Here is a 26,239-nt window from a genome sequence, read left to right as displayed (position 1 = left end):
TTGTTGTTGGACAGAGAGGGGAAGCTAGGTTGCGGATGAAGAAGACGCGGCTGCGGACTTCGCGATGAAACGCCGGTCGCGCGCCGCACGCCAGCGCGCGACGAGGTTCGGAATCAGCACCGACGCGAGCAGCAGCACGCCAGTCACGATGGTCAGCGTTTCGCTCGATACGTCGTCGAGCGTCAGCGCGTTCTTGAGCACGCCGATGATCAGCAGCGACAGCAGCACGCCGACCATCGAGCCGCGTCCGCCGAAAATGCTGACGCCACCGAACAGCACCGCGGCGATCACCGACAGCTCGAAGCCCTCGCCGTTATCGCCGCGCGCGCTCGTGAAGCGCAGCGTATAGACGATGCCCGCGAGCGCGCTGACGAGACCCGACAGCACGAACAGGCGCAAGCGGATCTTCGCGACCTCGATGCCCGAGAACGCGGCGGCGGTCGGATTCGCGCCGATCGCATAGAGACTGCGGCCGAACGCGGTGGCTTGCAGCAGAACCGTGAACAGCACAGCGGCGACGATCACGATCACGAATGGCAACGGAATGAACGTGGGGCCAAGCGTGTTCATGCCGAACGCCGTATACGCAGCCGGAAAATCCGCGACCGCCTGATCGCCGAGCAGCACATACGCGAGACCGCGAAACAGCGCGAGCGTACCGATCGTGACCGCGAGCGACGGCAGGTTCAGCTTGACGATCACGAGGCCGTTCAGCAGGCCCGCCAGCGCGCCGGCGATCAGCACCACGACGATCACGACCGGCATCGGCAGACCCATGTGCCACAGCACGCCCATCAGCGCGCTCGACGCGCCCAGCACCGACGCGACCGACAGATCGATTTCGGCGGCGACGATGATCAGCGTCATCGGCAGCGCCATCAGCGCGATCTCGGTCAGATCGGCGAGCACGTTGCTCAGGTTCGCGCCGGTCAGAAACACCGGCGACAGCCAGCGGCCCAACACCAGCGACACGATCAGCACGATCACCAGCAACACTTCCCATTGCAGCGGCGTTTCGCGCTTGCGCGTGAGCAGCGCGGAATCGGGTTTAGCCATGATCGCGTTTCCTCATCATGCGTTTGGCGACGGAGCGGGCCAGCAACGTATCAGCGGCGATCGCGGCGACGATCAGCGCGCCCTGGATCGCCTGCTCCCAGAACGGCGACACGTGCAGCACGACGAGCGCGATGCTGATCACGCCGAGCACGAGCGCACCGAGCGTCGCGCCGAGGATCGTGCCGACGCCGCCCGTAATCGCGACACTGCCGACCACCGCCGCCGCGACGACCTGCAATTCGATGCCCTTCGCGGTGCTGGCATCGACGGTGCCGAAGCGCGCGAGCCACAACGCGCCCGCAAAGCCCGCGATCGCGCCGGACAACAAAAAGCCCGACATCACGCGACGCTCGACGTTCACGCCCGCGAGCCGCGCGGCTTCCGGATTCGAGCCGATCGCATAGTGCTCGCGACCGCCGCGAAACTGCTTCAGATACACCGACAGGCCGGCCAGTACGACGATCGCGATCAGCGCGAGCGTCGGGATGCCGAGCAGCGTGCCGGTCGCGAGCCGCGAGTACGCATCGGGCAGACTGGTCGCGTTGATCTGGCCGCCGTGCACCCATGCGTAATCGGCGCCGCGAAAGATGTACAGCGTCGACAGCGTCGCCACCAGCGAAGGCACGCGCCCCACCGCGACGAGCAGCGCATTGATGCCGCCCGCGACGAGCCCGATCGCGAGCCCCGCGGCCAGCGCGACGAGCACCGGCATATGCGGGAACGCAACGTACAGGCTGCCCACCGCGTATGCGCTGATACCCACCGTCGAGCCGACCGACAGATCGATATGCCGCATCAGGATCACGACGGTCATCCCAGCCGTCAGCAGACCGATGATCGACACGTTCAGCAGCACGTCGCGCAAATTCTGCAGATTCAGGAACTGCGGCTTCGCGAGCCCGGTCCCCGCGATCAGCAGGATCAGCACGACGAACAACGTGGTTTCGCGGCTCTTCGCGACGCTCGCGACGAGGCCGCCCGATGAAGCGGCGGAACGCTTCGGCAGCGACTGCCGCACCGGCGCGGGATGGGTCGAATGGCGCATCATGCTGCACGTCCCAACGGTGAAAGTCCCTGACCGAGCGCGGCGCCCATGATGCGCTCCTCGTTCGCGTCGGCGCGCGCGAGCTCCGCGCTGATGCGGCCTTCGTGCATCACGAGCACGCGATCGGCCATACCGAGCACCTCGGGCAACTCGCTCGAAATCATCAGCACGGCCATGCCATCGCGCACGAGTTCGGCGAGCGCGCCATACACCTCGGCTTTCGCACCGACGTCGATGCCGCGCGTCGGTTCGTCGATGATCAGCACTTTCGGGCCGGTCGCGAGCCACTTGCCGAGCACGACCTTCTGCTGGTTGCCGCCCGACAGCGTACCGACCGGCGCCCCCGGGTCGCCCGCCTTCAGGCGCAGACGCGTGCCCCACTTGTTGGCGAGCTGCGTTTCGCTGCGCGCCGAAATGAGCCCATGCCGAACGAGCCGTCCGAGCACCGTCATCGACGCATTGCGCGCGATGCTCAGTTCGAGCGCGAGCCCTTGCTGGCGGCGATCCTCCGGCACGAGCGCGAGCCCAGCGCGCACCGCAGCCGCGGGCTTGCCGGTGTCGAGCCGCTTGCCGGTCAGCCACACTTCGCCCGAATCGAGCGGATCGATCCCGAAGATCGCCCGCGCGACCTCGCTGCGTCCCGCGCCGACCAGACCCGCGAGCGCGACGATCTCGCCGGCGCGCACGTCGAACGAGACATCCTTGAACACGCCGATGCGCGTCAGGCCGCGCACCGACAGACGCACGTCGCCCGGTGTGCAATCGGCCTTCGGATAGAACGTTTCCAGATCGCGGCCGACCATCTTTGCGACGATCGCATCGGTGCTCAGATCGGCGGTCAGCGCGTCGAAGACCTTCGCGCCGTCACGCATGATCGTCACGCGCTGCGTCAGCACGAATACTTCGTCGAGCCGGTGCGTGATGAACAGAATCGCGACGTCGCGTTCGCGCAGCTTCCGCACGATCGCGAATAGCCGCTCGACTTCGGGCAGCGACAACGCGGCCGTCGGTTCATCCATGATCAGCACGCTCGCGTTCAGCGACAACGCCTTCGCGATTTCGATCACCTGCTGATCCGCGATCGACAGACCACGCACCAGTTGATCCGCGCGCATCTCGACGCCGAGCGACGCGAGCAGTCCGTCCACCTCGCGATGCATCGCGTCGTACTGAATGCGGCCGAAGCGGTCGACCGGCTGCCGGCCCATGAAGATGTTCTCCGCGATCGACAGATCGAAGAACAGCGTCGGCTCCTGATAGATGACCGCAAGCCCGGCGTCGCGCGCTTCGGCCGGTGTTGCGAAGCGGCGTGGCTCGCCGTTCACCAGCAGTTCGCCGGCGTCGGGTTGATGCACCCCGGCGAGAATTTTCACGAGCGTCGATTTGCCCGCGCCGTTCTCGCCGAGCAGCGCATGCACCTCGCCGGGCCACAGCACGAGGTCGCCGTCGGACAGCGCGCGCACCCGGCCGAAGGATTTGCTCGCGTGCCGCAATTCGAGTCGCGGCACCGCGGAAAGGGATGGCTGCACTGCGTGTCTCCTTTTTTGCGGCTGTCTTCTCTTCGACGGGCGGCGCGTCAAATCCGGTAGTACCGTTCCGCGTTGCGCCGAAACAGCGCGTCCTTCTCAGCCTCGCTCGCATCGCCAACGATCGCCGCATACGCGCGCCACCAATCCGTATACGAACCAAACAGCCGGTCGACGGGAAAATTCGACGCGAACATCGCGCGTTCGACGCCGAACGTATCGATCGTTTCGAGCACATAAGGCCGCAGGCTTTCGACGGTCCAGTGATGATCGAACATCGCGAGCCCGCTGATCTTCACCGCGACGTTCGGACACGCCGCGAGCAGGCGCATGCCTTCGCGCCACGCGCGGTAACCGGCCACGCTATTACGATCGACGAACATGCCCGCATGATTGACGACCAGAAGCGTGTCCGCATGCGCACGCGCCAAGGTGGCCGCCTCTTCCATTTGCGACGGATACAACTGCAGATCGAACGACAGGTCGTAACGGCGCAGCAACGCGAAATGCTCGCGCCACTGCGGCTCGCGCATGTAATAACGGCCGACGTAATCGAACAGTTTGTTGTCGTGCACGTTGAGAATCTGCCGGATGCCGCGCGTATTCGCGAACGACGCATGCGCTTCGAGCAACGCGGGCGCATTTTGCGCGGACAGGTCCACGGCGGCGACGATCGCGTTCGGCATGCCGCGCGAGGCGTCGCGATCCGCGATCGACTGCAACCAGCGCGTTTCCTCGACGGGATCGGCCGGATCGTGATTCGCTTCGACGTGCACGAGCTTCAGCACGTCGATGTCACCCGCTTCACCGAGCAGATCGTCGAGCAGATAGTCATGCTTCAGATCGCGCGCATCGCCGACGAACGACACGCCTGGGTTCTCCAGCCACGGATAGCGATGCGTCTTCAGATCCCACAGATGGATATGCGAATCGACAACCTGCATGCGGCACCTTCGTCCGGTGAAAAGCGTTTCGAGGTTCGTGCGTCGTTGCGGGGTTCAGCTGCGTTCAGCTCGACTCAATGACTGAGACGAAAGACCGGTTCGAGCGTCTGCGACAGCGGCGTGTGATCGGGCGCGGTCTGCATGATGTCGGCCATGTAATGCCACCATTTGCGCATCACGTCGAGTTGCGGCAACTGGTCCATCGTGTGATCGCTAGTGCGCGAGAGCACCGCGAAAAGATGATGCGTGTCGGGGTCGAAGAAAATGCGGTAGTCGCGCACGCCGGCGTTGTGCAGTGCGTCAACGAGCTCGGGCCAGATCTCCGTATGACGCCGTTCGTATTCTTCGCGCATGCCGGGGTTCAGCACCATCCGGAAAGCGATTGTCTCCATTGCGGCCTGTCTCCTGTCGCTCTTCGAACGACTATAATTCCTGCATCGATAGCCTCTCAATCCGTTGTTGGGATTGGGCGATCCACAAACCGAATCGCACGGGCACTCCTACTGGCACCATGAGCCAACATTCAGCCGCCGTCGCACTCGTCAATCGTCTCAAGTTCAAGCATCTCGCCCTGCTCGTCGCACTCGACGACACCCGCAACCTGCATCAGGCCGCCGAGGCCGTCAACGTCGCGCAACCGAGCGCGAGCCGCATGCTCGGCGATATCGAGGAAGCGTTCGGCTTCCTGCTGTTCGAGCGCAACGCGCGCGGCATGACGCCGACGCCGCTCGGCGTCGTCACGCTCGCTTACGCGCGCCGTGCGCTTGCCGAACTCACACGCTTCGCCGAAGACCTCGATGTCAAACGCCGCGGCGGTCACGGCCAGTTGACCGTCGGCGCGATCATGGGCGCCGCGCCCGATCTGCTGGCGATGTCGGTCGCCGCGCTGAAGACCGAAAGCCCGCTGCTCAGCGTGCGCATCCTCGGTGAAACAAGCGATCAGGTCGTGCAATTGCTGCATCGGCGCGAGGTCGATCTCGCGCTGGGGCGCCTGACCAACCCTCTGCAGCACAACGACTTCAGCTTCGAGCCGCTCGCGCGCGAAACGCTGCTGCTCGTCGTTCGCGCCGTGCATCCGCTCGCGCGGCGCACGCGCATCACGTTGCGCGAACTGGTCGCGTGGCCGTGGGTTGCGCAACCCGTCACGAGTCCGGCGCGCGTGCTGTTCGAGGAAGAACTCGCGCGTGCCGGGCTCGCCACGCCAGTCAATCTGACCGAATGCGCGTCGATCTTCGCGACGCTGCAATTGCTCGAGAATTACGATGCGGTCGCGATGCTGCCGGAGTCGGTCGTGCGCGATCATGTGCGCGGCGGGCTGCTGGTCGCGCTGCCGCTCGAAATCGGCAAGAGTCTCGCGGGTTTCGGCATTCTCACGCGCAAGGAAGAGCAGCTCGCCGAGCCGGCGCTGCGCTTCATCGAACTGCTGCGCGGCTTCTCGCGCGACCTCGCGCGCGACAATCCGGCCGCCGCACCCGGCACGCCGACTACGCCCGTCACGGTCAATTGACGCCCGCATCGCGCGCCGCTTATTGCAGGTTCACGAACAGGCCGCCGTCGACGAGCAGCGCGGCGCCCGTCACATAGCGCGCGCGGTCCGACGCGAGAAACACGACGCAATCGGCGACGTCGTCGGGACGCCCGAGGCGGCCGAGCGGAATGCGCTTTTCGAAGTAGGCCTTCTTCGCTTCGTCGGCGAGATCTTCGGCGTTCAGATCGGTGGCGATCGTGCCCGGCATGACAGAGTTGCAGCGGATGCCGAACGGCCCCAACGCGATCGCGCACGACTGCATCAGCGAATGCACGCCGGCCTTGGTCGGCGTGTAATGCGTTTGCATGCCGCCGCCCACCAACGCGCTGATCGAACTCGTCGCGACGATCGCGCCGCCGGTGCCCTGCTTTTTCATCTGTTGCGCGGCAGCCTGCGTCACGAAGAACGCGCCGTTCAGATTGACCGCGACCGTCGATTCGAGCACCTCCGCCGGCATGTCGAGAAAAGCGTGAAACGGGCAGATGCCGGCATTGCTCGCGAGGACGTCGAGCTTGCCGAAAGCGTCGACCGTCCGTCGCACCAGCTCCTGGCCAGTGTCGCGCGCCGCGACGTTGCCTTCCACCGCGATCGCGCGCCGCCCCAACGCCTCGATTTCGCCGACGACTTCCTCGACCGCCGAGCGCCGGCCATACGATGCGTCGTTGTCGCCCCAGTAGTTGATCGCCACGTCCGCGCCTTCGCGCGCGCAGGCCACCGCGATCGCGCGTCCGATGCCGCGCGAGCCGCCGGTGACGATCACGACTTTGTCCTTGAGCAGCACCTTGGTCTCCTTTGCGGCGGTTCGCCGTTCGGCACAGATTCAAAACGTTCGACCCGTTCAATGCTGATAAGGCCGCACCAGCGCGCATTCCGGATTGAGCCGCACGCCAAAGCCCGGCGTGTCCGGCACCTTCATGCGCCCGTTCACCGGCACCGGCTCGTCGAGCAGCAGCGGACTGAACATCGGCACGACTTCGTCGGCTTTCGGCGCCATCATCAGAAACTCGGAGAACGGCGAGTTATGGCGCGTGACGACGAAGTGATAGCTATACACCGACGACCCATGCGGCACCACCATCACGTTGTGCGCATCGGCGAGCGCGGAAATCTTGATCAGCTCGGTGATGCCGCCGCACCAGCCGACGTCGGGCTGGATCAGATCGCAGCACTGCATCTCCAGCAGCATCCGGAAGCCCCAGCGCGTCGCCTCGTGCTCGCCGGTCGACACCATCATGCCGCGTGGCACGTTGCGGCGCAGTTCGGCGTAACCCCAGTAATCGTCGGGAGGAAGACATTCCTCGATCCATTTGAGGCCGTATTGGTGCGCGCCTTGCGCGAGCCGCGTCGCGTAGCGCACGTCGAGGCTCATCCAGCAGTCGTACATCAGCCAGAAGTCGTCGCCGACGCGCGAGCGCATGTCGGCGAGCTTGTCGAGGTTTTGCCTGAGTCCGTCTTCGCCTTCCGCGGGACCATGCTGCAACGGCAGCTTGCCGCCGATGAAGCCCATCTCCTTCGCGAGATCGGGCCGCGCGCCGGTCGCGTAGAACACCAGCTCGTCGCGCACCGGGCCGCCCAATAGTTGATACACGGGCTCCTTGCGAACCTTTGCGAGCAGATCCCACAGCGCGAGATCGACACCGGAAATCGTGTTCAGCACGACGCCCTTGCGCCCGTAGTACAGCGTCGCGAAGTACATCTGATCCCACATCTTCTCGATGTCGGTCACCAGCTGCCCTTCGAGAAAACGCGCGAGATGCTTTTCGACGATGAACGCGCCGATCTCGCCGCCGGTCGTCACCGCGAAGCCCACGGTGCCGTCGCTCGCTTCGATCTCGACGACCAGCGTGCCGAGCACATTGATGCCGAACGACTGACGGCTCTGGCGGTACTCGGGATAACGCGCCATCGGCGTCGCGATGTGATCGTCGATCCAGTGTCCGCCGGCCTGGTCGTGATAGTCCGCGCCGCCGCCGCGAACGATGAAGGCACGCACGTGCCGGATGGTAGGCATGGCCATGAAAGGGCTCCGTGAGAGAGGCGTCGAAGCGGCTCGACAACGCGCGTTCGACGCGTGTGCAATACGCTGCGGGACGTGAGCACTGCGTGAGCAATGCGCGGGCAGCGCGCTCAGTAGGTGGCGCGGCCGCCCGACAGGTCGAATACCGAGCCGGTGCTGAACGCGCAGTCTTCGGAAGACAGCCACAGGATCAGCGACGCCGCTTCTTCCGGCAGCAGGAAACGGTTCATCGGAATCTTCGACAGCATGTAGTCGATGTGCTGCTGCGACATCGAATCGAAGATTTCGGTCTTGGCCGCGGCCGGCGTGACCGCATTGACGAGGATGTTTCTGGTCGCGAGTTCCTTGCCGAGCGACTTGGTGAGCCCGATCAACCCCGCTTTCGACGCGCTGTAGTGCGAAGCATTCGGATTGCCCTCCTTGCCCGCCACCGACGCGATATTGACGATGCGGCCGTAGCCCTGCTTCAGCATCTGCGGGACGACCGCGCGGCAGGTCAGGTACGGGCCGATCAGATTCACGTCGATCACGCGGCGCCACATGTCGGGCGCAAGCTCCCAGGTCGTGCCGTTGCCGCCGGTGATGCCCGCGCAGTTGATCAGCACGTCGATCGAGCCGTGCTCGGCCACCGTTTGCGCGGCGGCCTGCTGGACCGCGGCGTCGTCGGTCAGCTCGACTGTGACGGCGCTCACCTTGCCGAGTTCGCTCAGCTCGCGCTGACTGCGCTCGAGCCGTTCGCTATCGACGTCCCACAACGCGACCGACGCGCCCGAGCGCAACGCCCGCTGCGCGACCGCGTAGCCGATGCCACGCGCGCCGCCGGTGATGACGACCGTGCGCCCCTCCAGATCGATCCGATTCATTGCTGTGCTCCTGTGGGCCGCCGTGCGGCGTGCCATCGAGTTGTTGTATATCGCTGCAGCCAATATACGGACGGTGCGATGCGCCAACAATTCGACTATTGGAGGGGGCGATAGCAAAAGTGGATCGGCTGCGGGAGCGAGCGCTAAAGGAAAGCGAAGCGGCTAATCCCCGGCAGCGACGAAAAGCATCGACACATACAGAATGGTCGACACGACGATGATGCCGACGCCGAGCAGCACCTTGGTCTGGTCGAAGTTGATCCCGCCGATGATCGCAATGCCGATCCCGAACACCGACGACAACGTGCCGAGCGCCGCGAGGCCCACGTGTATCTTGCTGCGGACCAGCCGTTTGCGCTCCGATTCGGCAGTGGTTTCCGTTTCGCTCCGTTCCATTCCCCGCTCCTTCGCGCGCGACGCGATGACCATCGTGAAACCTGAGCCGCAATGGCCGGTGCGACGTCGAACCGCCGGTTGCGGTTCGACGCCGCGCACCTCGATACGCTTCAGCGTAGTTTATTTAAGCCTTCTCGATCGCCGTTATTTGACGTCCGCGCCATTGCGCGACACCGACGCCGCGATGGCCGAGACGAACACCGCGCGCACCGAATCGCCGACCTTCAGTTTCTCGAGCGCAATGTCCGGCGCCACGTCGAGCGTTTCCGTGCGCGACGGCCCGCGCAGCGTGATCGTGCGCTTCTTGCGATCGATCTTGCGCACCGTCGCGACGACCTCGACGCGCCGCGCCGATGCAACGACACCGTTGGACGCAGGCTGCGTGACTTCGGTATCGATGCGCTGGCGGATTCCGTTCGGCGCGAGTTTGTCGACACCGACCAGCACCGCCTTCTTGTACGCAATCGTCACGACGTCGCCGACATGCAGCTTGCTGACGTCGGCGGCTTGCGGATTCACGTCGAAAGTTTCGTCGCTGCCTTGCGGGCCGCGCAGCGTCACGCTGTTCGTCGCGGGATCGATCGCGACGACGCGCGCCTGAACGTGCAGCAGCGCCGCGGCGCCAATTGCCCGCTGTTCCGGCGCGGACGCTGCCGCGCTGCCCTGTGCCAGCGCCGGACCCGCCGCCGCGACGCAAACCACCAACGCAACCGCAATCGCCTTCACCCGCATGAGCCCGGAGACCGTTGAATTGAAAGCCATGAAATGCTCCTTTTGATCGCGTCGTTGTTACGGCAAATGTTTTGTCGCAGATCGCGTACTACGCTTGGCACCGGCAGGTGCAGTCGCTTCGAATAAAAATAAAAACCGACTATTAATCTCTTTTATCGGACGCGGTTATGCTTTTTGGAACCAATGGCGGTTCCTGTCTAATGCGTCGATTCGTCCCGGAGAACTGGTCGTGAAAAGCGCGCGCTTCTCCATGCGATGCAATCGGTATACGGAGTCGTGGCGGATGAGCTTGCGCAAGGAGCCGCGCGGCTTTGCGCATGCGTTCCCGCGAGCGTCAGCGAAGGGATAGAGAGCTAGCCATAACATATTCCTCGTAACGAGATGGACTACCGGGCGACCCAACGTAAGCGGGTCCGGAAATTGCCGAACGTTATGGCTATTTCAAACGATTTCGGGGATGCTAGCAAACGCGTAAAGGAATGGCAAGACAAGTGGCGGCGCATCGCCATTCCCGATTAATCGGGTTTGCGGCGTCAAATCTTTTATGACGGTGGGCGATTCATTTGCCCTAAAAAGATGACGGCTGCAATTCGTTGAGCTCAGATGCCCGGCGAAGCCGTCCTCGCTCTGACTCTGTCCGGTTGCCTGACAACAGTCGAATCGGCGCGGTCGATATGCATTGAAAAGCAGTAGGCGCGCGGCAGATTGGCAATCGCCGAACGACTAGCACAAACCCTTAATGGATGATACTGAAGCGATTACGCATCGCTGCGCGATGAATACAAAAAATTGTCGTCAATCATTGGAATACTGCGAACACGGCTGTATTGATCGAGCGAATTTTGCCGTCGAAGGACGCCTGAGCCGATGGCCACACCCATGTGGGCATCACGGGCACAGGGTTTGCTAAAACTAGCGTCAGCGTCTAACGCACATACATTGGTTTATCGAAAGGACACCACACATGGTCACGACTCGCCCCTGCACCGCCGCCTGCGTCATCGACGGCCGCCTCGTCACGCTGACGTTCTATCCGGACAACGGCGTGCTGCGTATTGCCGATTCGTCCGGCGCCTGTCTAAGAGAAACGCGCTGGCATGGGTCATGGCGCGCTCTGCTCGAAGAGTTCCGCGGTTACTACGAAGCGGCGGAAAACGACGCGGCGCGCGGCTTCGACGATATCGTCGCTCGCCTCGGCGAGCGCAGCGCTGATGCCCAGCGGGAATTGGCATTCGCGTGAAATGGCATGCGCTTGCAATCAAGCGCCTGAGAGGCGGCGGCAGCGCTCGGCACCCGTTCGTTGCCTCGCGATCCGGGGTCGTTCCTGGCGCCCCGCTGCCGCTCGCGAACTCTGGTCATTGACCGAAATAAGTCTTGCACTCCGTGCTGAACGAGCATGACCGGCCGCGCCGGCCTCCCGCTTGCGACTCGCCCGCCGGCACACCACCGTACGACGCGTTGCGTACGCCCTGCTCACGCGAGTCCCAGTTCTGACCGAACGACATGTCGGTCGTCGCCTGCGCCGATTCGTTCGCATCGTGCTCCATCATCGCGCGACCCGACACGGCGGGGCCCGCCTGGCCGCTCAACTCATCCGCGATGGCCGTTCTCGGCGCGAGAAACAGAACGGCGGTCGCGGCAATCATCAATATACGTACTCTCATTTCCGGACTCCTCGAATCCGGCGCAGCAGTGTTCGTCCTCCATAAGAATTGATCCGCGAACAGCCAACCTGCCCAATCGGGCCGAGGAACGGGTCGATGCCAATGCGCTACTGCTGCGACGGGTCACCGAACTAAACAGATGAAGAATTACCGCGCTTGCAACCAATACTCGACGCGTTCCCGAGCGTCGGCGGAATCGGCGCGCAAGGCGGCTGTAAGTCTGCATTGCGCAGCTTGTCGTCCTTCTTTTATAGTTCGCGCACCCCGGAATTCAATCCAGGAGCTTCCAGCAGTGTCGCCAATCGTCCACACCGTTCGACAAACCGCATTCACCGACAAATTCAGCGTGAACTAAGCGTGCTTTGCTCGCGCATTGCGTTATCATGTTGCTACAACGCACAAAAAAGCGAACCCGCACGTCGGCGAAAGTCCGGTGAAAGACGGACAGCGTGGAACGACTCCATCCATTCGCAATCATTGCATCGAGACACAGAGTTTTTCATAGCGAACGTCAGGCTTACCGGCCTCGTTCGTCGCGTTGCGACATGCTGAAATATTTGCTGATCGAGACTCTCGGTTCGAGGGTCGGTTGTTCCAGCGGCCGTCTTTGTCCAAGGCCGTATTGCGGTTCAGGGAGCAACGTTTTTTAACCCGGCACATGACATTTCCGTCAATCGACAACCCCACCGCGGGGCGGCCCCATTCAGTCGGGCTCGACGCTTCGCCGCTTTTTCCCCGCAATCTGTCTTCGACAGCACGCTGCACGTTTTAGAAGGACGAATATCCTATGGACGAAAGGAAGCGAGATAGCATGATTGCGTATCTCCGCCATCGTATGGAAGAGTTTGGTATCAGACCAGAAGACCTTGCCGCAGCGCTGGCGACCGAGTCATTGGCCAAAAAGGCTGAGCGCTATCGCAATGCGACCGGAGACAGCTGGGACGGCAATGGCGAAATGCCGCAATGGTTGAAGCAGGCCATTAGTGCCGGCCAGAGCATTGAGCATTTCGAATTGGCCGCAAAACCGGTGCCCGCGCCGCAACCGAAAAAACAGGTGGACTGGTCGAATGACCCGTTCGCAGGCACGCGGCTCGGGCGCCCGAATAACCGCTAGGTGCAGGCCGCCGCGCTCGAAGGCGCGGGCACAATGGCTGCGGCTTCGAAACGGACCGCCGTGCCACGCACCGTTTTTGTGCCACCGCTTGCCACATTTACGGCATTCACCGTATTCCCCGCATTGACGGCATTCGCCGCATCGGCGAGATTCGCATGATTCGAGGCAGGCTGCGCATATTGCGGCAGCTCGATAAGCGCGCTGACCTGCCGGACGATCTGCCAGAAGGTCTTGTCGAAAAGACGGGCCTGCTCGTCAGCGGACCCGTGGCCGCCCGCGAGCGGATCGGTAATGGTCCAATAGACGAACGCCGGTGCGCCGGGAAATACCGGCACGTGCAGTCCGCCGACGGATTCGTCGAGCGCGATCACGATATCCATGCGCGGCGCCCATTCGCCGGTGAATTCGAGCCAGCTTTTAGGGCTCAGCACCGCGCGCCCGGAAATGCCGGGCCGCAATTGCGCGACCGCGAGGGGATGAAGGCGCGCGGCCGGTTCAGGGCCCGCGCTGAACGCGTCGAACCGGTGCCCCGCCAGTTCGCGCAGTAAAGCTTCTGCAATGATGCTGCGGATCGAATTATCGCGGCAGAGAAACAGCACCTTATATTTTCTGGACACGCTTACCCCGTACCGATATTTTTATTGGCCTCTGGGCGGAATTGTGCCGCTCCAGTCTTGCGCCCCCGTGACACTACGGCGTCTCTATTATTTGCGCCTCGGGATTCGCACCAGATATCTCGACTCACGGGCACAGAGCACAACTTTGCGAACGATGGGCAGTGTACCAGTGTCCGGCCCGCTGATTCAGCACCTGTCAATATTTGCCAGATCAACCGACGCTGCCGCCGGCCCGCCGGGTCCGGCACGATGGGTTTGGCCCGGTCGCCGTCGGCGGCGGGTCAGAACTTCAGGCTGTTGAGGAACTGAAACCACAGGTTGCCGAGCGCGCCGGCCGGATGCATGTCGCTGACGGTTTCGTCGCGCTTCGCGTGGCTCTCGCGTCTGGAAGGCTGCGCGTCGTGAGGGGCGGTTTGCGAGGCCGTGCCGGTGTCTCGCGCGGGGTCCGCCAGTTCGGGCTCGGACGCCTCGGCTTGCGCCGCTTGCGCGCTCTTCTCGGTCTTTCCCGCGCGCTGGGCGTTTTGCGCGGCGTCCGCCTCGTCGCGGCGCGCGGCCTGCAACGCCGCGACGCTGTCGGCGATCTGGGCGGCGCGCCGTGGTTCGCACTGCCGCCCGAGCAGTACGCCGAACAGCACGTCGCGATTGTGACCCTGGTCGGCGAAGCGGATCGCGATCGACACCATCTCGGCATACGCGGCTTCGTCGGCCGCGCGCGCCGCTGTCTCGCGCTTCGCCTGCGCGCGTTGCCGACGCGTGTGCTGCGCCTCCCACTCGCGCATCTGCTCGGCGTAGACCGCGTCGTAGACTTTGCGCTGCTCGGCATCGGACAGGATCGCGTACGCGTCCTTGATTTCCTGGAACGCCGCGCGCGCCACGTCCTCAGCACCGTGGTTGCGGTCCGGATGCCACTTCATCGCGGCTTTCCGGTAGGCCCGCTTGATTTCGTCGTCGGTGGCGTGCGCGGGCACGCCGAGCGTCTCATACAGGGTTGCCATGCTGGACTCGATCTCGCGGAAAATCACTGCGGGCATCGTAGCATGCTAAAAGCGGCGTCATCGTGAACCGGCCTCCACGCAAGCACGCGCATGCCGGCATTGCCGCGATGGCACGGCGGCGCATCGTCCGCCAACGGCCCACGAAAAAAGGCCCCACCACTTGCGTAGCGAGGCCGAGTCCCATGTCTAAGGAGATGTCATGGAGGAGACGAGCCCATCTTACCGTCAGACCCGCATGCGCCTAACCAACGGTTCGCCATATGCTTATCGGCCGCGCGCTCACGCGCATTGCAAAGCGGCTCGGCGACCTGCTCATGCAGGGTTAGATCGTTAGAACAAAAAGTCGCTTAGCCGCGCGGCAGCCGCTCATTAAGATGACGCTTCAAAGTCCGGTTCGCTCCGGCCGGTCCGTTCGCGGCCATGCACGTGCGTTGCTAGCGCTGCATGAGTTCCGCATGAACCGCACCGTGAACCTGCACGCGGTCTGAAATACTCCCTCGGCACGTGACGCCGCCGCAATCGCGCGCGACGCCACGCTTTGCGCCGAGTGACCGTGCGCCACATAACAGACACCGCGCCCCCACGCGAATAGAGTCACCGGACACAGCGACTTCGATCCAATCCGGGCTTTTGATTACCATTCCGCCCCACGCTGATTTTCTTTCGACGAAAGATTGGTTCACCCGCTGCGCAGCGCGCCCAACGCTCGACCTGCCCGCCGCTTCACTCACCTAAGGCAACGACAGGGCCGCGCCGCAAGCATTGGTATCCCGCACGACACTCGCGGACACACAGACAAGTCAAGATCATGAACTCACACATCCGCTACAAGGGCTACGAGGTCGAAGCGGCAACGCAACTGCTCCCCAACGGATTATTCGCCGCCAATCTGACGATCGAGCAGCGCGACGAGAATACGCGCAAGGCTTATTCGTTCGACGCGCTCGACTACTTCTTCGACGAAGAGCATGCGCTCGCCTACGCGTCGGACTGGGGGCGTATGTGGATCGATAGTCACCAGTAAGATCCCGGAGCGCATCGATATCGATGACAGCGAGCGCGACACGCGTTGCGCATCGCCCGGCATCGGGTTTCAGGCGGATGTGCCAGAATAGATGAACCCTTGCGTTCGCTGTCTGCCCGCGTGACCTGTCCGCTACTTCGACGGATGCAGTCGAAACTCGCGCCGCCCGCGACGCACCCATCGATACGGAGACGCCGGTCATGACATGGACCGTCGACGCACAACTCGCGCTCAGCGCGACACAAGCGGTCGAGGCGCTGCAATCGGGCCGCCTCAAAGCCGCCGACTACGTCGCCACCCTGCTCGCGCGCGCCGCCGCGCTCACGCACCTGAATGCGCTCACCACGCTCGACTTCCACGGCGCGCTCGCCGCGGCGCAGCGCATCGACGCATTGCCGCCGGCTGAGCGGGCACGTCTGCCGCTCGCCGGTTTGCCGATCGTCGTCAAGGACAACATCAACACCGCAGGTCTACCGACGACGGCCGGCACGCCCGCGCTCGCGGGCTTCGTGCCGAACACCAACGCCCCATCGGTGCAACGCCTCGTCGACGCGGGCGCGATCGTGCTTGGCAAGGCCAACATGCACGAACTCGCGTTCGGCATCACGAGTACCAACCTGTCCGCGCACGCGGGGCCGGTGCGCAATCCGTACGATCCGTCGCTGATACCGGGCGGCTCGTCGGGCGGCACCGCGGTGGCGATCGCCGCGCGCATCGCGCCCGCCGGACTCGGCACCGACACCGGCGGCTCGACCCGCATCCCGGCCGCGCTGACCGGCACCGCGGGCTTGCGTCCATCGGTCGGCAATGGCGGTGCCGAGCGGCGCTATCACGACCCCAACGCGGTGGTGCCGATCAGCCATACGCGCGATACCGTCGGGCCGATGGCACGCAGCGTCGCCGACCTGGCGCTGCTCGACGGTGTGATCACCGGCGACGGCGCGTTGCCTGCGATTGCGCTCGATGGCTTGCGCATCGGCTTGCCCGCGCCGCTGTGGGATGCTCTCGAGCGACAGGTCGAGGCCGTCGCCCGCGCCGCACTGCAAAAGCTCGAAGCGGCGGGCGTCACGTTCGTGCCGGTCGCGATGAATGAGTTGGAGCATCTGAACGGGATGGTCGGCGGTCCGCTCGCCATTCACGAAGCGCGTGACGACGTGCTCGCGTGGTTGGTCGCGAATCGGGCGCCGGTGCAAACCGTCGCCGAGCTGGCCGTGCGCATCGCGAGCCCGGATGTGCGCGCGATCTACGACGACGTGCTCGCCGACGTGCTCGGCTCGCACTACTCGGCGGCGCTCAACTACTGGCGACCGCGGCTGCAGAACTACGTCGCCGCGACGTTCGCGAATGCCGGTCTCGACGCGTTGCTGTTTCCGACGACCCGGCTCGTCGCGGTACCGATCGACGATCTGAACGGCTCGTCGACGGTCACGATCGACGGCGGTCCACCGATCGATACGATGGAAGCGTTCCTGCGTAATACCGACCCGGCCAGCACATCCGGCATTCCGGGGCTGTCGCTGCCGGCGGGTATCAGCGCCAGCGGGCTGCCGGTCGGCCTCGAACTCGATGGACCGCTCGGCTCGGACAGGCGCCTGCTAGCCATCGGTGTCGCGTTCGAACAGGTACTGGGAGCGTTGCCCGCGCCGGTGCTTTGAAGCCCGCGTTTCACGTGCGCGCCATCAGGTTTGTGCTTTAATGCCTGCGCGTTGCAGCCCGCATTCCGACGCTTTGCCCGCCCGAACCTCCCCTTAAGCGACGATGACGAACCCCGCCACCGCCCTCTCATCTCACGGCCTCGTACGCCGCGTCGTTCACTTGAGCGCCGTGCTCGCGGTCGCTTTCGCCGCCAGCGCCTGCGCGCGCCTCGCGACGGTCGATTCCAACGCGCTGTGGAAGATCGTCGACATCCGCTGCGTGCCGTCGCAGCAGGCCACGGGCACACCAGATCAATGCACGGTCGTCGATCTCGACAAACGCTACGTCGTCCTGAAGGACATTCTCGGCCGCTCGCAGTTTCTGCTGATGCCGACCGATCGCATCACCGGCATCGAAAGTCCGCTGATCCTCGCGCCCGATGCGAAGGACTACTGGCGTGACGCGTGGGATTCGCGTCATTACGTGCAGCAAGCGGTCAAACACGAGTTGCCCGACGATCAGCTCGGCCTCGAAATCAACTCCGAATCTCGTCGCTCACAAAACCAGCTGCATATCCACATCGACTGCATGCGGCGTGAAGTCAGCGCCGCGCTCGCCAATCACGCTCACGACACGCCCGGCGAGTGGCGTTGGGAGACGCTCGATGGCGAGCGCTACAGGATCATGCGGGTGAACTCGCTGAGCGGCGCCGACAACCCGTTCCGGATCGTCGCCCGCGACAATCCTGATCCGGCGACGATGGCTACGCAAACCATCCTGGTTACTGGCGCGGGACCGTCCGCGGCTCGGGATGGCTGGCTGATCGTCAACAGCGGTATCGACATCGAAGGCGGCAGCGGCACGGCCGAAGGGCTGCTCGATCACGCGTGCCGAGTCGCGGACGATCATTGAGCGTTTGCCGAACACGCAGAATTCGCGCCCGCTTTTCCACGATTGCGCAGATGCATTGCTCAATAAAATGGTTCGGGCGTTCCAAAGTGCGGCGGCAAAGCTATGCATGGAAAGCTCAGACTTCCAGGTTATCGATCAGTCGCGTGTTTCCGAGGCGCGCAGCCGCGACGACAACGAGCTTGCCCGCATCCACCTCCTGTGCGGCTGGAGACCGCAAGTTGACCTGCTTGCGCACCGAAACGTAATCCGGCTGCCAACCTCGGTCGACCAACGTGGAGAATGCGCGTCGTTCGATGCCCTGGATATCTTTGTCTCCGCTCAAGATCCTGTCGCGGATCAGATTCAGAAGCCGATGCAACATCGGCGCCTCGACCCGCTCTGCGGGCGTCAGGAAACGATTGCGAGAGGACAAGGCAAGACCGTCGCAATCGCGGATGGTTTCGCCCGCGACAACGTCCGTTGGCATCGCGAACTGCTTGCACATCTCCCGAACAATCATCAATTGCTGGTAGTCCTTCTTTCCAAAGACGGCAACACGCGGTTGCGCGCACAGCATCAGCTTCATTACCACCGTGCACACGCCCTGGAAAAACCCGGGCCGGAATTCGCCTTCCAGCATGTCGCCCATGCCTCCCGGCGGCTGCACCCGGTACTCTTGCGGCTGTGGGTATAGATCGTGTTCCGTAGGGGCAAAGACGACATAGACGTTTTCCTTCTGGAGCTTCTCGATATCCGCATCCAGCGTTCGCGGATAACGCTCAAAATCTTCCCCCGGCCCGAACTGCAGGGGATTGACGAAGATGCTCGTGACGACGGGATCCCCGTGCTGCCGGGCGAGCCGGATAAGCGACAAATGCCCCTCGTGCAAATTGCCCATAGTCGGCACGAATGCGGTACGGTTTTGACCGCGCAACTGCGCGCGCAATTCGTCGATGGACCGAATCAGTTTCATTCTGAGACTTACCTCTGGGACGTAGCTATCATCTACTCACATGTTTGGATAGTTCGGCCCACCGCCGCCTTCCGGCGTGACCCACATGATGTTCTGTGTCGGGTCCTTGATATCGCAGGTCTTGCAGTGCACGCAATTCTGCGCGTTGATTTGCAGACGGTCCTCCTGCTGATCGTCCTTCACATACTCATAGACGCCTGCTGGACAGAAGCGGGATTCGGGGCCCGCATACGTCCGCAGGTTCACGTTCACCGGCACACTCGCGTCCCTGAGCGTGAGGTGCACCGGCTGATTCTCCTCGTGGTTTGTATTCGAAATGAAAACAGACGACAGTCGATCGAACGTTAGTTTGCCATCAGGCTTTGGATACTCGATCGGCTTACACTGCGACGCGGGCTTGAGCATTTCGTGATCCCGATGCCGGTGACGCAGCGTCCAAGGCACATTGCCGCCGAGAGCCTTCTGCTCGATACCCACCATCAGCGTGCCGAGATACAGGCCTTTACTCATCCATTGCTTGAAGTTGCGCGCCTTGTACAGTTCTCTGTAGAGCCACGACCGCTTGAACGCTTCCGGGTAGGCTGCCAGTTCATTGTGCTGGCGGCCATCCTGGAGCGCATCGAACGCGGCGTCGGCCGCGAGCATCCCGGTCTTGATCGCCGCGTGCGAACCCTTGATGCGCGACGCGTTCAGGAAGCCCGCGTCGTCGCCGACCAGCGCGCCGCCCGGAAACACGAGCTTCGGCAATGACATCAGGCCGCCGGCGGTGATTGCGCGCGCACCATACGACACGCGCTTGCCGCCTTCCAGGAATTTGCGAATTTCCGGGTGCGTCTTGTAGCGCTGGAACTCCTCGAACGGCGAAAGGTAGGGGTTCTGATAAGCGAGACCAACGACGAAGCCCACCACCACCTGGTTGTTGTCGATGTGGTACAAAAATGAGCCACCATAGGTGTCCGACTCCAGAGGCCAGCCGGCAGTGTGGATCACCAGACCCGGCTGATGTTTCGCAGGATCGATCTCCCACAGCTCCTTGATGCCGATGCCGTAGACCTGCGGATCGGCGTTCTTGCCGAGTTTGAAATTTTCGTTGAGCTGGCGGCCGAGGTGACCGCGGCAGCCTTCGCAGAACAGCGTGTACTTCGCGTGCAGCTCCATCCCGAGCTGAAAGTTCTCGGTGGGCTCGCCGTCTTTGCCAATGCCCATGTCGCCAGTGGCGATGCCCTTGACCGAGCCGTCGTCGTTGTAGAGGACTTCAGCGGCCGGAAAGCCCGGGAAGATCTCCACGCCCAGCGCCTCGGCCTGCTGGCCCAGCCAGCGCGTGACGTTCGCGAGGCTGATCACGTAGTTGCCGTGGTTCTTGAAGTTGTCCGGCAATGCCCAGTTCGGCACCGACTTCGCACGCGTTTCGGAAAGGAAAAGGAATCTGTCTTCGGTCACGGGCACGTTCAACGGCGCGTCCCGCTCTTTCCAGTCGGGCATCAGTTCATTGAGCGCGCGCGGGTCCATGACAGCGCCGGAGACGATATGCGCCCCGATCTCCGAGCCTTTTTCCAGCACGCAGACGCCAATCTCGACGCTTTTTTCGGCTGCCAGCTGCTTCAGGCGGATCGCCGAGGAGAGGCCTGCGGGACCGCCGCCGACGATCACCACGTCGTATTCCATCGACTCGCGCGGTCCATAACCTTGCTGATTGTTTTCCGCCATCCCCCACTGCCTCCCTGTCGCCTCGAAACGTCGACACACTCGTTGGACTGTTGCCCGTCGAGGGCGCCGTCGACACGAGAATCGCGTTCAGCATTTCCCATAGCCGACAGCGAAGAGTATATATAAATGAATGACGTATAACAATATGAACGAGCAGGGACCGACAATGGGACGGGACCGACGGGCGAAGCGCCCGCCCGCCCCGTCTCAGAGCGGCGCTCCCCTCGACACGTCAAGAAATCCCGCGGTCTGGAGTTTCTCGAAAATCACCTCTACGGCCATTTCGGGAGAAACGGTCAGAGTGTTGATGTGGATCTCAGGATTCTGCGGCATCTCGTAAGGCGAATCGATGCCTGTGAAGTTCTTCAACTCGCCGCTACGCGCTTTCTTGTAAAGTCCTTTCGGATCGCGCTCCTCGGCCACTTCGAGTGGCGTGTCGATGAAGACCTCGATAAATTCACCCTCCTCCATCAGCTCGCGTGCCAGGGCGCGCTCCGCGCGAAACGGCGAAATGAATGCGGTAATGACGATCACGCCCGCATCTGCCATCAATTTCGCCACCTCGGCAATGCGTCGAATATTTTCCACCCGGTCCTCGGCCGTGAATCCGAGATCCTTGTTCAACCCGTGACGAACATTGTCCCCGTCGAGCAGATAGGTTCGCTTGCCCATCGCGTGCAAACGCTTCTCGAGCAGATTTGCAATTGTCGATTTTCCCGCACCTGAAAGCCCTGTCAGCCATACAACGCCGCTCTGGTGCCCGTTCAGCACCCGCCGCGCGCGTTTGTCGACCTCCAGCGTCTGCCAGCGAATATTGTTCGCGCGGCGCAGTGCGAAGCGCAGCATACCGGCACCGACCGTGCTGTTGGTCATACGGTCAATGACTATGAAACCGCCCGTCTCGTGGTTTTGCTCGTACGGATCGAAAGCAATCGCGCGATCAAACTCCAGTTCCGCGACACCGATCTCGTTCAAGGCGAGAGTCTCGCTCGCCACGCGGTCGAGCGTATCGACATTCAGTTTGTATTTGAGCGGTAATATCGTTGCCGTGACGGTCCGGGTGCCAATTTTCAGCAAGTAACTGCGCCCCCGGAGCATGGGTTGGTCGCTCATCCACACGAGCGTTGCTTCGAACTGGTCGGCAACCTGCGCAGGCGAATCGGCCGTTGAAATCAGATCTCCACGACAGACATCCACTTCGTCGGCGAGCAGCAGCGTCACGGACTGTTCCGCGAAGGCCTCGTCAAGATCGCCGTCCGCCGTCACGATTCTTGCGACAGTGCATTCCCGTCCTGATGGCTGTACCTGTATACGCTGCCCGACACGCACCACACCGGACGCAATAGTGCCTGCAAACCCGCGGAAATCAAGATTGGGGCGATTGACCCATTGCACTGGGAAACGGAACGGCTGCGTCTGCATATGCGTTTCGTCGATCTCGACAGTCTCGAGGTGATGCATCAAGGACGGCCCTTCGTACCACGACGTCTTCGTGCTCCTTTCAACAACGTTGTCGCCATTTACGCCCGAAATCGGCATTGCAGTCACACCAGGGATGCCAATCTTTCTGGCGAATTCGCAATACTCGCGGGAGATTTCGTCGAATCGTTCGCGCGAGTACCCGACCAGATCCATCTTATTGACTGCGAGAACAACGTTGCGAATGCCGATCAACGACACAAGATAGCTGTGCCGCCGCGTTTGCTGCAGAACGCCCTTGCGAGCATCGACCAGAATGATGGCAAGATCGGCCGTAGAAGCACCCGTTATCATGTTGCGGGTGTATTGCTCATGCCCGGGCGTATCAGCAACGATGAACTTGCGCCGGTCGGTCGAGAAAAATCGGTAGGCGACGTCGATGGTGATGCCCTGCTCGCGCTCCGCAGCGAGACCGTCCAGCAGCAGCGCGTAGTCTATTTCCCCGCCACGCGTACCGACCTTTTTCGAATCGGCTTCGAGCGCGGCAAGCTGGTCCTCGAACAGCATTCTGGATTCGTAGAGCAATCGGCCGATCAACGTGCTTTTGCCGTCATCCACGCTCCCGCATGTGATGAAACGCAGAAGGCTCTTTCTTTCGTGCTGCTTCAGGTACCGTTCAATATCGGTCCCGATTAGCTCAGAGACGTGTGCCATCAGAAGTACCCCTCCTGTTTCTTCCTCTCCATGGACGCGGCGCCGTCATGATCGATCAAGCGCCCCTGCCGCTCGGAGGTCGTCGTCAAGAGCATTTCCTGGATGATTTGCGGCAATGTCGTGGCGTTCGACTCGACTGCACCGGTAAGCGGATAGCAACCAAGCGTGCGAAAGCGCACCATTTTCTCCTCTACTTTCTCATTCGGCTTGAGTGGCATGCGGTCGTCATCCACCATCACCAGGATGCCGTCCCGATTCACCACGGGCCGCCTCGCCGCGAAATAGAGTGGCACGATGGGGATATTCTCGAGGTAGATGTACTGCCAGATGTCCAGCTCGGTCCAGTTAGAGAGGGGAAACACGCGGATCGACTCGCCGTTGTTCTTTCGCGCGCTATATAAGCGCCACAGTTCGGGTCGCTGATTCTTGGGGTCCCACTGGTGGGTAGCCGTACGGAATGAAAAGATTCGCTCTTTCGCACGCGATTTCTCTTCGTCTCTGCGAGCGCCCCCGAAAGCGGCATCGAAGCCGTACTTGTCGAGCGCCTGCTTCAGCCCCTGGGTCTTCCACATGTCGGTGTGAACCTGCGAACCATGATCGAACGGGTTGATGCCCAGTTCTTTCGCTTCCGGATTCTGGTGAACGATCAGCTCCATTCCGGTCTCGCGAGCCATCCGGTCCCGCATCGCGTACATGTCGCGGAACTTCCAGGTGGTATCCACATGCAGAAGCGGAAACGGAGGGGGCGCTGGGTAAAAGGCCTTTTTTGCCAGGTGGAGCATGCAGGCGCTGTCCTTGCCGATCGAGTAAAGCATCACTGGGCGATTTGCCTCAGCGACGATTTCCCGCATGATATGAATGCTCTCGGCTTCGAGTCGCCGCAAATGAGTCAACGTCGTCATGGCACATCCTTTACAAAGCGGATTCACAGCGCGGCCGCGATGGCGGCCAGCATCGATTCGGCGATCTCACGTCGACATATGAGTAAATCGGGCATCCAGACGTCTACTCCGTTATAGATGCACGGGTTCCCGTCTATGCGGCTGGCGTGAAGGCCAGCCGCGAGCGCGACGCCTACTGGAGCGCACGAATCCCACTCGTATTGACCGCCTGCGTGCAGATACGCGTGAGCCTCGCCACGCAGTACCGCCATTGCCTTTGCGCCTGCCGAGCCCATGGGGACAAGTTCAGCATTCAGTCGCTGGGCGACCCTCAGCGCCAGTTCCGGAGCGCGGGAACGGCTCACCAGAATTTTCAGGCGCCCTTCGGGCGCTGGGGGCAACTCCGGCGGCGATAACGTTCCGAATGTGACCCCACGAGCCGGAAGCGCCACAGCGCAAGCGCGGGGTTCGCCGCAAACCGTCAGTGCCACATGGACCGCCCAGTCCTCGCGCCCCTCGTGCCGTTCGCCATATTCGCGCGTGCCATCGAGCGGGTCGATGATCCATACACGATCGAGAGCTAACCGCTTTGGATCCGGCGCGGATTCTTCCGACAGAAAGCCGTCATCTGGTCGGGTGCGAGCGAGAATGTCTGCAATCAGCTCGTTCGCCGTGGCATCGCCGACTGCGCCCAACGGTTTGCCCGCAAGCACGGCCGACGCGCGCATCGCGTTCAAGGCGCCGCCGGCCGCCGTGGCGATGTGCACTGCGAGACAGTGATCGTCGTCAACCGAAAGCGCCGTGCTGACAGTGTTCATTGGACCACTCCATTGCGAGGCACCTGTTCCATCGCTGCGAGACCGGCAGGGGTGTACCAGATATGCTCGATATAGTGTCCGAGCGTCCCCCGGTGATCCGTATAGAAGTACCGGGCGGAGCCACGCGACTGGCCGTCGATGACGATGGGCACGCCCGCGGCAGCCATTTGCTCACGCTGTGTTTCGAATGCCGCTTCGCTCTCGATCAGCTGCGCTACGTGATGATGGCGAATCGCGAAGCCGTCTCGAGGCAGGGCATCGCGATACACGCGGTCGTCGCCGCACAGCGGCTCGATCAGTTCCAGCTGAAGCGACCCCACGAACGCGAGCGCGATGTTCAGCTTGCAGCGACGTCCCGCGATGGACTCTATTTCAATACCCGGCAAGCGCGCCCACGTCGGCACCTTCTGTTCTCTGCGAAAGCGCTCAATTGCCTCGTCCACATCGGTGGTGACGTACGCTATCTGTAGAAAGCCGGAAAACGGGGAAAGCGACGGCGTTTTCATCAGTGCAGTCCATAGGTGGTCATATAGCGGGAGAAGCGCTCCCTGATCGCTGCCGGTGCAAGGCCGAATTCGTCCTGCGTATATCGATGCGCGCCATAAGCGCGTTCGGGACTCTGCTTGACGCGTCGGCGCATCGCTTCCATCGTTTCGGCGGTCAGTCTGAAGCCGAAGTGACCGTAGATACGCGTCATGGTGCCAATCGGATCGGCGTGGAAGTCGGCCTGCCTGATATCGAGGAACTGCCGGTTCGGCAAGGACGCGCGCGCCGCAATCGCCGCTTCGCTGGCGCGCGCCCAGTTATCCAGTTCGCGCCTGCCGATCTCGTGCCTGTCGACCTGCTCGCCCTCAGAAATCCGACGCGCCATCGCCAGCACGCTCGCGAGCGAAGGCAGCGCCGCCACTGGATCTCGATGTGTCTGTACCACGCATGCATCGGGAAAGACCTCGAACAGCGCCGGTAACTGCATCAGGTGTCCGGGATTCTTCAGGAGCCACGTCTTTTCGCTGTCTCGCGCACCGATGAGACTGATCGTCTTTGCCAGGTAACGATATGCAGGCAATTCGCTCTGTTCACGCCACCAGCGATCGTATTGAGGTACACGGAACGACGAGCCCCACAGATTGCTGCAAAAGCCCTGCTTGAGTATTTCCAGGCATTCATCTACCTCGTCAGCCACGATATTGTGTGCCGCGCGCATCTCTGGCGCTGACCTGAAAAAGGCCTCGAGCCCGGCCGCGGTCGCCTGGAACTGAACATGGCTGGTCCACGTATCGCGCGGAGGCCGCGGCTGCGGAAAGACGGTCAGCCATTTTTCCAAACCCTGAAATTGTGGATCAACCGAAAGCAGCTTGTGCAGCGCGGTCGTACCGGTTCTCGGTATGCCGGTGATGACGAGTGGGCGCCGCGGCGTCCGCGACAACACATCGGCATGCTTGCGCAGCCCCTCTACCATCGTCAGGCGCGAAACCAAAGCACCGACAACAGCATTCCACGCAAATTCCCGTCCGCCCGGCGCGAAGCGCGGACCATCTTCGTCGAGCGCGTTCAAAAGCTGTGTCAGGCCCGGCCTGTACTCAGCGCTGGAGCCGAAATCCGTCAGGCCAGCGACAGCACTCGCGCTCGCGTGAAGTTCGTCCTCCGCACCCGTGAATCGTTTCGATACTGACATCTGTT

26 protein-coding genes are annotated in these 26,239 nt (G+C 62.5%); 6 read left to right on the top strand and 20 right to left on the bottom strand.

Translation table 11 applies throughout. The features are described 5' to 3' along the window. Positions 1-24: 24 nt before the first annotated feature. The 5 genes from OKW44_RS03680 to rhaM all read right to left on the bottom strand — a co-directional run bounded on the left by OKW44_RS03680 (position 25) and on the right by rhaM (position 4,963). The gene (locus OKW44_RS03680) at positions 25-1,056 is read right to left on the bottom strand and encodes an ABC transporter permease (protein ID WP_018425423.1); all 1,032 of its coding nucleotides are present in this window, start codon (positions 1,054-1,056) and stop codon (positions 25-27) included. Next, positions 1,049-2,104 (bottom strand): ABC transporter permease, encoded by a 1,056-nt coding sequence (locus tag OKW44_RS03675; protein ID WP_018425424.1) that lies wholly within the window; start codon positions 2,102-2,104, stop codon positions 1,049-1,051. Before OKW44_RS03675 ends, OKW44_RS03680 begins: the two co-directional genes overlap by 8 nt. Continuing rightward, a complete protein-coding gene (locus tag OKW44_RS03670; protein ID WP_026226691.1) occupies positions 2,101-3,630 on the bottom strand; it encodes a sugar ABC transporter ATP-binding protein in 1,530 nt (509 codons plus the stop codon). Before OKW44_RS03670 ends, OKW44_RS03675 begins: the two co-directional genes overlap by 4 nt. Positions 3,631-3,677: 47 nt before the next feature. Continuing rightward, a complete protein-coding gene (locus tag OKW44_RS03665) occupies positions 3,678-4,571 on the bottom strand; it encodes an amidohydrolase family protein (RefSeq protein WP_018425426.1) in 894 nt (297 codons plus the stop codon). 74 nt (positions 4,572-4,645) lie between these two features. Then, positions 4,646-4,963 (bottom strand): L-rhamnose mutarotase, encoded by a 318-nt coding sequence (gene rhaM / locus OKW44_RS03660; protein WP_026226692.1) that lies wholly within the window; start codon positions 4,961-4,963, stop codon positions 4,646-4,648. Between the two features lie 119 nt (positions 4,964-5,082). Here rhaM and OKW44_RS03655 point away from each other — a divergent pair, with 119 nt between their 5' ends. Continuing rightward, positions 5,083-6,078, top strand: a complete 996-nt coding sequence (locus tag OKW44_RS03655) for a LysR family transcriptional regulator (RefSeq protein ID WP_018425428.1) — start codon at positions 5,083-5,085, stop codon at positions 6,076-6,078. A 19-nt stretch (positions 6,079-6,097) separates the two neighbouring features. Here OKW44_RS03655 and lra1 read toward each other — a convergent pair whose 3' ends face one another. The 5 genes from lra1 to OKW44_RS03630 form a co-directional block, all read right to left on the bottom strand. Continuing rightward, positions 6,098-6,880, bottom strand: coding sequence for an L-rhamnose 1-dehydrogenase Lra1 (gene lra1, locus OKW44_RS03650; RefSeq protein ID WP_018425429.1), 783 nt, complete (start codon positions 6,878-6,880; stop codon positions 6,098-6,100). Positions 6,881-6,937: 57 nt separating this feature from the next. Beyond that, a complete protein-coding gene (gene rhmD / locus OKW44_RS03645) occupies positions 6,938-8,116 on the bottom strand; it encodes an L-rhamnonate dehydratase (protein WP_018425430.1) in 1,179 nt (392 codons plus the stop codon). A 110-nt stretch (positions 8,117-8,226) separates the two neighbouring features. Beyond that, complete coding sequence (locus tag OKW44_RS03640; protein ID WP_018425431.1) at positions 8,227-8,979, bottom strand: SDR family NAD(P)-dependent oxidoreductase; 753 nt, start codon at positions 8,977-8,979, stop codon at positions 8,227-8,229. 162 nt (positions 8,980-9,141) lie between these two features. Further along, positions 9,142-9,375, bottom strand: a complete 234-nt coding sequence (locus OKW44_RS03635) for a hypothetical protein (protein WP_026226693.1) — start codon at positions 9,373-9,375, stop codon at positions 9,142-9,144. A 144-nt stretch (positions 9,376-9,519) separates the two neighbouring features. Further along, positions 9,520-10,137, bottom strand: a complete 618-nt coding sequence (locus OKW44_RS03630; protein ID WP_018425433.1) for a copper-binding protein — start codon at positions 10,135-10,137, stop codon at positions 9,520-9,522. Positions 10,138-11,071: 934 nt separating this feature from the next. Between OKW44_RS03630 and OKW44_RS03625 the strand changes: the two genes are divergently transcribed. Then, on the top strand, positions 11,072-11,347 hold the full coding sequence (locus tag OKW44_RS03625; protein ID WP_018425435.1) for a hypothetical protein: 276 nt from the start codon (positions 11,072-11,074) through the stop codon (positions 11,345-11,347). A gap of 115 nt (positions 11,348-11,462) precedes the next feature. On the opposite strand, the gene OKW44_RS03620 is transcribed toward OKW44_RS03625, so the two are convergent. After that, positions 11,463-11,771, bottom strand: coding sequence for a hypothetical protein (locus OKW44_RS03620; RefSeq protein ID WP_026226694.1), 309 nt, complete (start codon positions 11,769-11,771; stop codon positions 11,463-11,465). 787 nt (positions 11,772-12,558) lie between these two features. Here OKW44_RS03620 and OKW44_RS03615 point away from each other — a divergent pair. Next, on the top strand, positions 12,559-12,885 hold the full coding sequence (locus OKW44_RS03615; protein ID WP_026226695.1) for an H-NS histone family protein: 327 nt from the start codon (positions 12,559-12,561) through the stop codon (positions 12,883-12,885). On the opposite strand, the gene OKW44_RS03610 is transcribed toward OKW44_RS03615, so the two are convergent. After that, positions 12,882-13,502, bottom strand: a complete 621-nt coding sequence (locus tag OKW44_RS03610) for an arsenate reductase/protein-tyrosine-phosphatase family protein (RefSeq protein ID WP_026226696.1) — start codon at positions 13,500-13,502, stop codon at positions 12,882-12,884. The two genes, OKW44_RS03615 and OKW44_RS03610, sit on opposite strands and share 4 nt — an antisense overlap. 281 nt (positions 13,503-13,783) lie before the next feature. Continuing rightward, positions 13,784-14,497 carry a J domain-containing protein gene (locus OKW44_RS03605; protein ID WP_026226697.1) on the bottom strand — a complete coding sequence of 238 codons (714 nt, stop codon included), beginning with the start codon at positions 14,495-14,497 and terminating at the stop codon, positions 13,784-13,786. Positions 14,498-15,305: 808 nt separating this feature from the next. Here OKW44_RS03605 and OKW44_RS03600 point away from each other — a divergent pair. From OKW44_RS03600 to OKW44_RS03590, 3 genes are all read left to right on the top strand, one after another. Continuing rightward, positions 15,306-15,521 (top strand): DUF6566 family protein, encoded by a 216-nt coding sequence (locus OKW44_RS03600; RefSeq protein ID WP_018425440.1) that lies wholly within the window; start codon positions 15,306-15,308, stop codon positions 15,519-15,521. Between the two features lie 200 nt (positions 15,522-15,721). Next, a complete protein-coding gene (iaaH, locus tag OKW44_RS03595) occupies positions 15,722-17,176 on the top strand; it encodes an indoleacetamide hydrolase (protein WP_018425441.1) in 1,455 nt (484 codons plus the stop codon). A gap of 103 nt (positions 17,177-17,279) precedes the next feature. Beyond that, a complete protein-coding gene (locus OKW44_RS03590; RefSeq protein ID WP_026226698.1) occupies positions 17,280-18,068 on the top strand; it encodes a CDP-diacylglycerol diphosphatase in 789 nt (262 codons plus the stop codon). A 115-nt stretch (positions 18,069-18,183) separates the two neighbouring features. Here the strand turns inward: OKW44_RS03590 and panC are convergent, their stop codons facing one another. The 7 genes from panC to OKW44_RS03555 form a co-directional block, all read right to left on the bottom strand. Further along, a complete protein-coding gene (gene panC, locus OKW44_RS03585; protein ID WP_018425443.1) occupies positions 18,184-19,020 on the bottom strand; it encodes a pantoate--beta-alanine ligase in 837 nt (278 codons plus the stop codon). A gap of 36 nt (positions 19,021-19,056) precedes the next feature. Further along, positions 19,057-20,727: an electron transfer flavoprotein-ubiquinone oxidoreductase gene (locus tag OKW44_RS03580; RefSeq protein ID WP_018425444.1), complete on the bottom strand. Its 1,671-nt coding sequence runs from the start codon at positions 20,725-20,727 to the stop codon at positions 19,057-19,059. 207 nt (positions 20,728-20,934) lie between these two features. After that, positions 20,935-22,860: a sulfate adenylyltransferase subunit CysN gene (cysN, locus tag OKW44_RS03575; protein WP_018425445.1), complete on the bottom strand. Its 1,926-nt coding sequence runs from the start codon at positions 22,858-22,860 to the stop codon at positions 20,935-20,937. Further along, positions 22,860-23,762 (bottom strand): sulfate adenylyltransferase subunit CysD, encoded by a 903-nt coding sequence (gene cysD / locus OKW44_RS03570; RefSeq protein ID WP_018425446.1) that lies wholly within the window; start codon positions 23,760-23,762, stop codon positions 22,860-22,862. Before cysD ends, cysN begins: the two co-directional genes overlap by 1 nt. A 23-nt stretch (positions 23,763-23,785) precedes the next feature. Then, positions 23,786-24,559 (bottom strand): 3'(2'),5'-bisphosphate nucleotidase CysQ, encoded by a 774-nt coding sequence (locus OKW44_RS03565; RefSeq protein ID WP_018425447.1) that lies wholly within the window; start codon positions 24,557-24,559, stop codon positions 23,786-23,788. Further along, the gene (locus OKW44_RS03560) at positions 24,556-25,065 is read right to left on the bottom strand and encodes a VOC family protein (RefSeq protein WP_018425448.1); all 510 of its coding nucleotides are present in this window, start codon (positions 25,063-25,065) and stop codon (positions 24,556-24,558) included. Before OKW44_RS03560 ends, OKW44_RS03565 begins: the two co-directional genes overlap by 4 nt. Next, the gene (locus tag OKW44_RS03555) at positions 25,065-26,234 is read right to left on the bottom strand and encodes a sulfotransferase family protein (RefSeq protein WP_018425449.1); all 1,170 of its coding nucleotides are present in this window, start codon (positions 26,232-26,234) and stop codon (positions 25,065-25,067) included. The genes OKW44_RS03560 and OKW44_RS03555 overlap by 1 nt, the downstream gene beginning before the upstream one ends. Positions 26,235-26,239: the final 5 nt, after the last annotated feature.

It is taken from the genome of Paraburkholderia lebeckiae, assembly GCF_050436325.1.
GTDB lineage: Bacteria > Pseudomonadota > Gammaproteobacteria > Burkholderiales > Burkholderiaceae > Paraburkholderia > Paraburkholderia tuberum.
The sequence above is the reverse complement of the archived record's forward strand: the minus strand, read 5'-3'. Positions and strand labels throughout refer to the sequence as shown.

What these genes read in the sequence shown, in the direction of transcription:
- OKW44_RS03680 (WP_018425423.1), bottom strand. Translation starts at nt 1,056, where the DNA reads ATGGCTAAACCCGATTCCGCGCTGCTCACGCGCAAGCGCGAAACGCCG.
- OKW44_RS03675 (WP_018425424.1), bottom strand. Translation starts at nt 2,104, where the DNA reads ATGATGCGCCATTCGACCCATCCCGCGCCGGTGCGGCAGTCGCTGCCG.
- OKW44_RS03665 (WP_018425426.1), bottom strand. Translation starts at nt 4,571, where the DNA reads ATGCAGGTTGTCGATTCGCATATCCATCTGTGGGATCTGAAGACGCAT.
- rhaM (WP_026226692.1), bottom strand. Translation starts at nt 4,963, where the DNA reads ATGGAGACAATCGCTTTCCGGATGGTGCTGAACCCCGGCATGCGCGAA.
- OKW44_RS03655 (WP_018425428.1), top strand. Translation starts at nt 5,083, where the DNA reads ATGAGCCAACATTCAGCCGCCGTCGCACTCGTCAATCGTCTCAAGTTC.
- rhmD (WP_018425430.1), bottom strand. Translation starts at nt 8,116, where the DNA reads ATGGCCATGCCTACCATCCGGCACGTGCGTGCCTTCATCGTTCGCGGC.
- OKW44_RS03640 (WP_018425431.1), bottom strand. Translation starts at nt 8,979, where the DNA reads ATGAATCGGATCGATCTGGAGGGGCGCACGGTCGTCATCACCGGCGGC.
- OKW44_RS03635 (WP_026226693.1), bottom strand. Translation starts at nt 9,375, where the DNA reads ATGGAACGGAGCGAAACGGAAACCACTGCCGAATCGGAGCGCAAACGG.
- OKW44_RS03630 (WP_018425433.1), bottom strand. Translation starts at nt 10,137, where the DNA reads ATGGCTTTCAATTCAACGGTCTCCGGGCTCATGCGGGTGAAGGCGATT.
- OKW44_RS03625 (WP_018425435.1), top strand. Translation starts at nt 11,072, where the DNA reads ATGGTCACGACTCGCCCCTGCACCGCCGCCTGCGTCATCGACGGCCGC.
- OKW44_RS03620 (WP_026226694.1), bottom strand. Translation starts at nt 11,771, where the DNA reads ATGAGAGTACGTATATTGATGATTGCCGCGACCGCCGTTCTGTTTCTC.
- OKW44_RS03615 (WP_026226695.1), top strand. Translation starts at nt 12,559, where the DNA reads ATGGACGAAAGGAAGCGAGATAGCATGATTGCGTATCTCCGCCATCGT.
- OKW44_RS03605 (WP_026226697.1), bottom strand. Translation starts at nt 14,497, where the DNA reads ATGGCAACCCTGTATGAGACGCTCGGCGTGCCCGCGCACGCCACCGAC.
- OKW44_RS03600 (WP_018425440.1), top strand. Translation starts at nt 15,306, where the DNA reads ATGAACTCACACATCCGCTACAAGGGCTACGAGGTCGAAGCGGCAACG.
- iaaH (WP_018425441.1), top strand. Translation starts at nt 15,722, where the DNA reads ATGACATGGACCGTCGACGCACAACTCGCGCTCAGCGCGACACAAGCG.
- OKW44_RS03590 (WP_026226698.1), top strand. Translation starts at nt 17,280, where the DNA reads ATGACGAACCCCGCCACCGCCCTCTCATCTCACGGCCTCGTACGCCGC.
- panC (WP_018425443.1), bottom strand. Translation starts at nt 19,020, where the DNA reads ATGAAACTGATTCGGTCCATCGACGAATTGCGCGCGCAGTTGCGCGGT.
- OKW44_RS03580 (WP_018425444.1), bottom strand. Translation starts at nt 20,727, where the DNA reads ATGGCGGAAAACAATCAGCAAGGTTATGGACCGCGCGAGTCGATGGAA.
- cysN (WP_018425445.1), bottom strand. Translation starts at nt 22,860, where the DNA reads ATGGCACACGTCTCTGAGCTAATCGGGACCGATATTGAACGGTACCTG.
- cysD (WP_018425446.1), bottom strand. Translation starts at nt 23,762, where the DNA reads ATGACGACGTTGACTCATTTGCGGCGACTCGAAGCCGAGAGCATTCAT.
- OKW44_RS03565 (WP_018425447.1), bottom strand. Translation starts at nt 24,559, where the DNA reads ATGAACACTGTCAGCACGGCGCTTTCGGTTGACGACGATCACTGTCTC.
- OKW44_RS03560 (WP_018425448.1), bottom strand. Translation starts at nt 25,065, where the DNA reads ATGAAAACGCCGTCGCTTTCCCCGTTTTCCGGCTTTCTACAGATAGCG.
- OKW44_RS03555 (WP_018425449.1), bottom strand. Translation starts at nt 26,234, where the DNA reads ATGTCAGTATCGAAACGATTCACGGGTGCGGAGGACGAACTTCACGCG.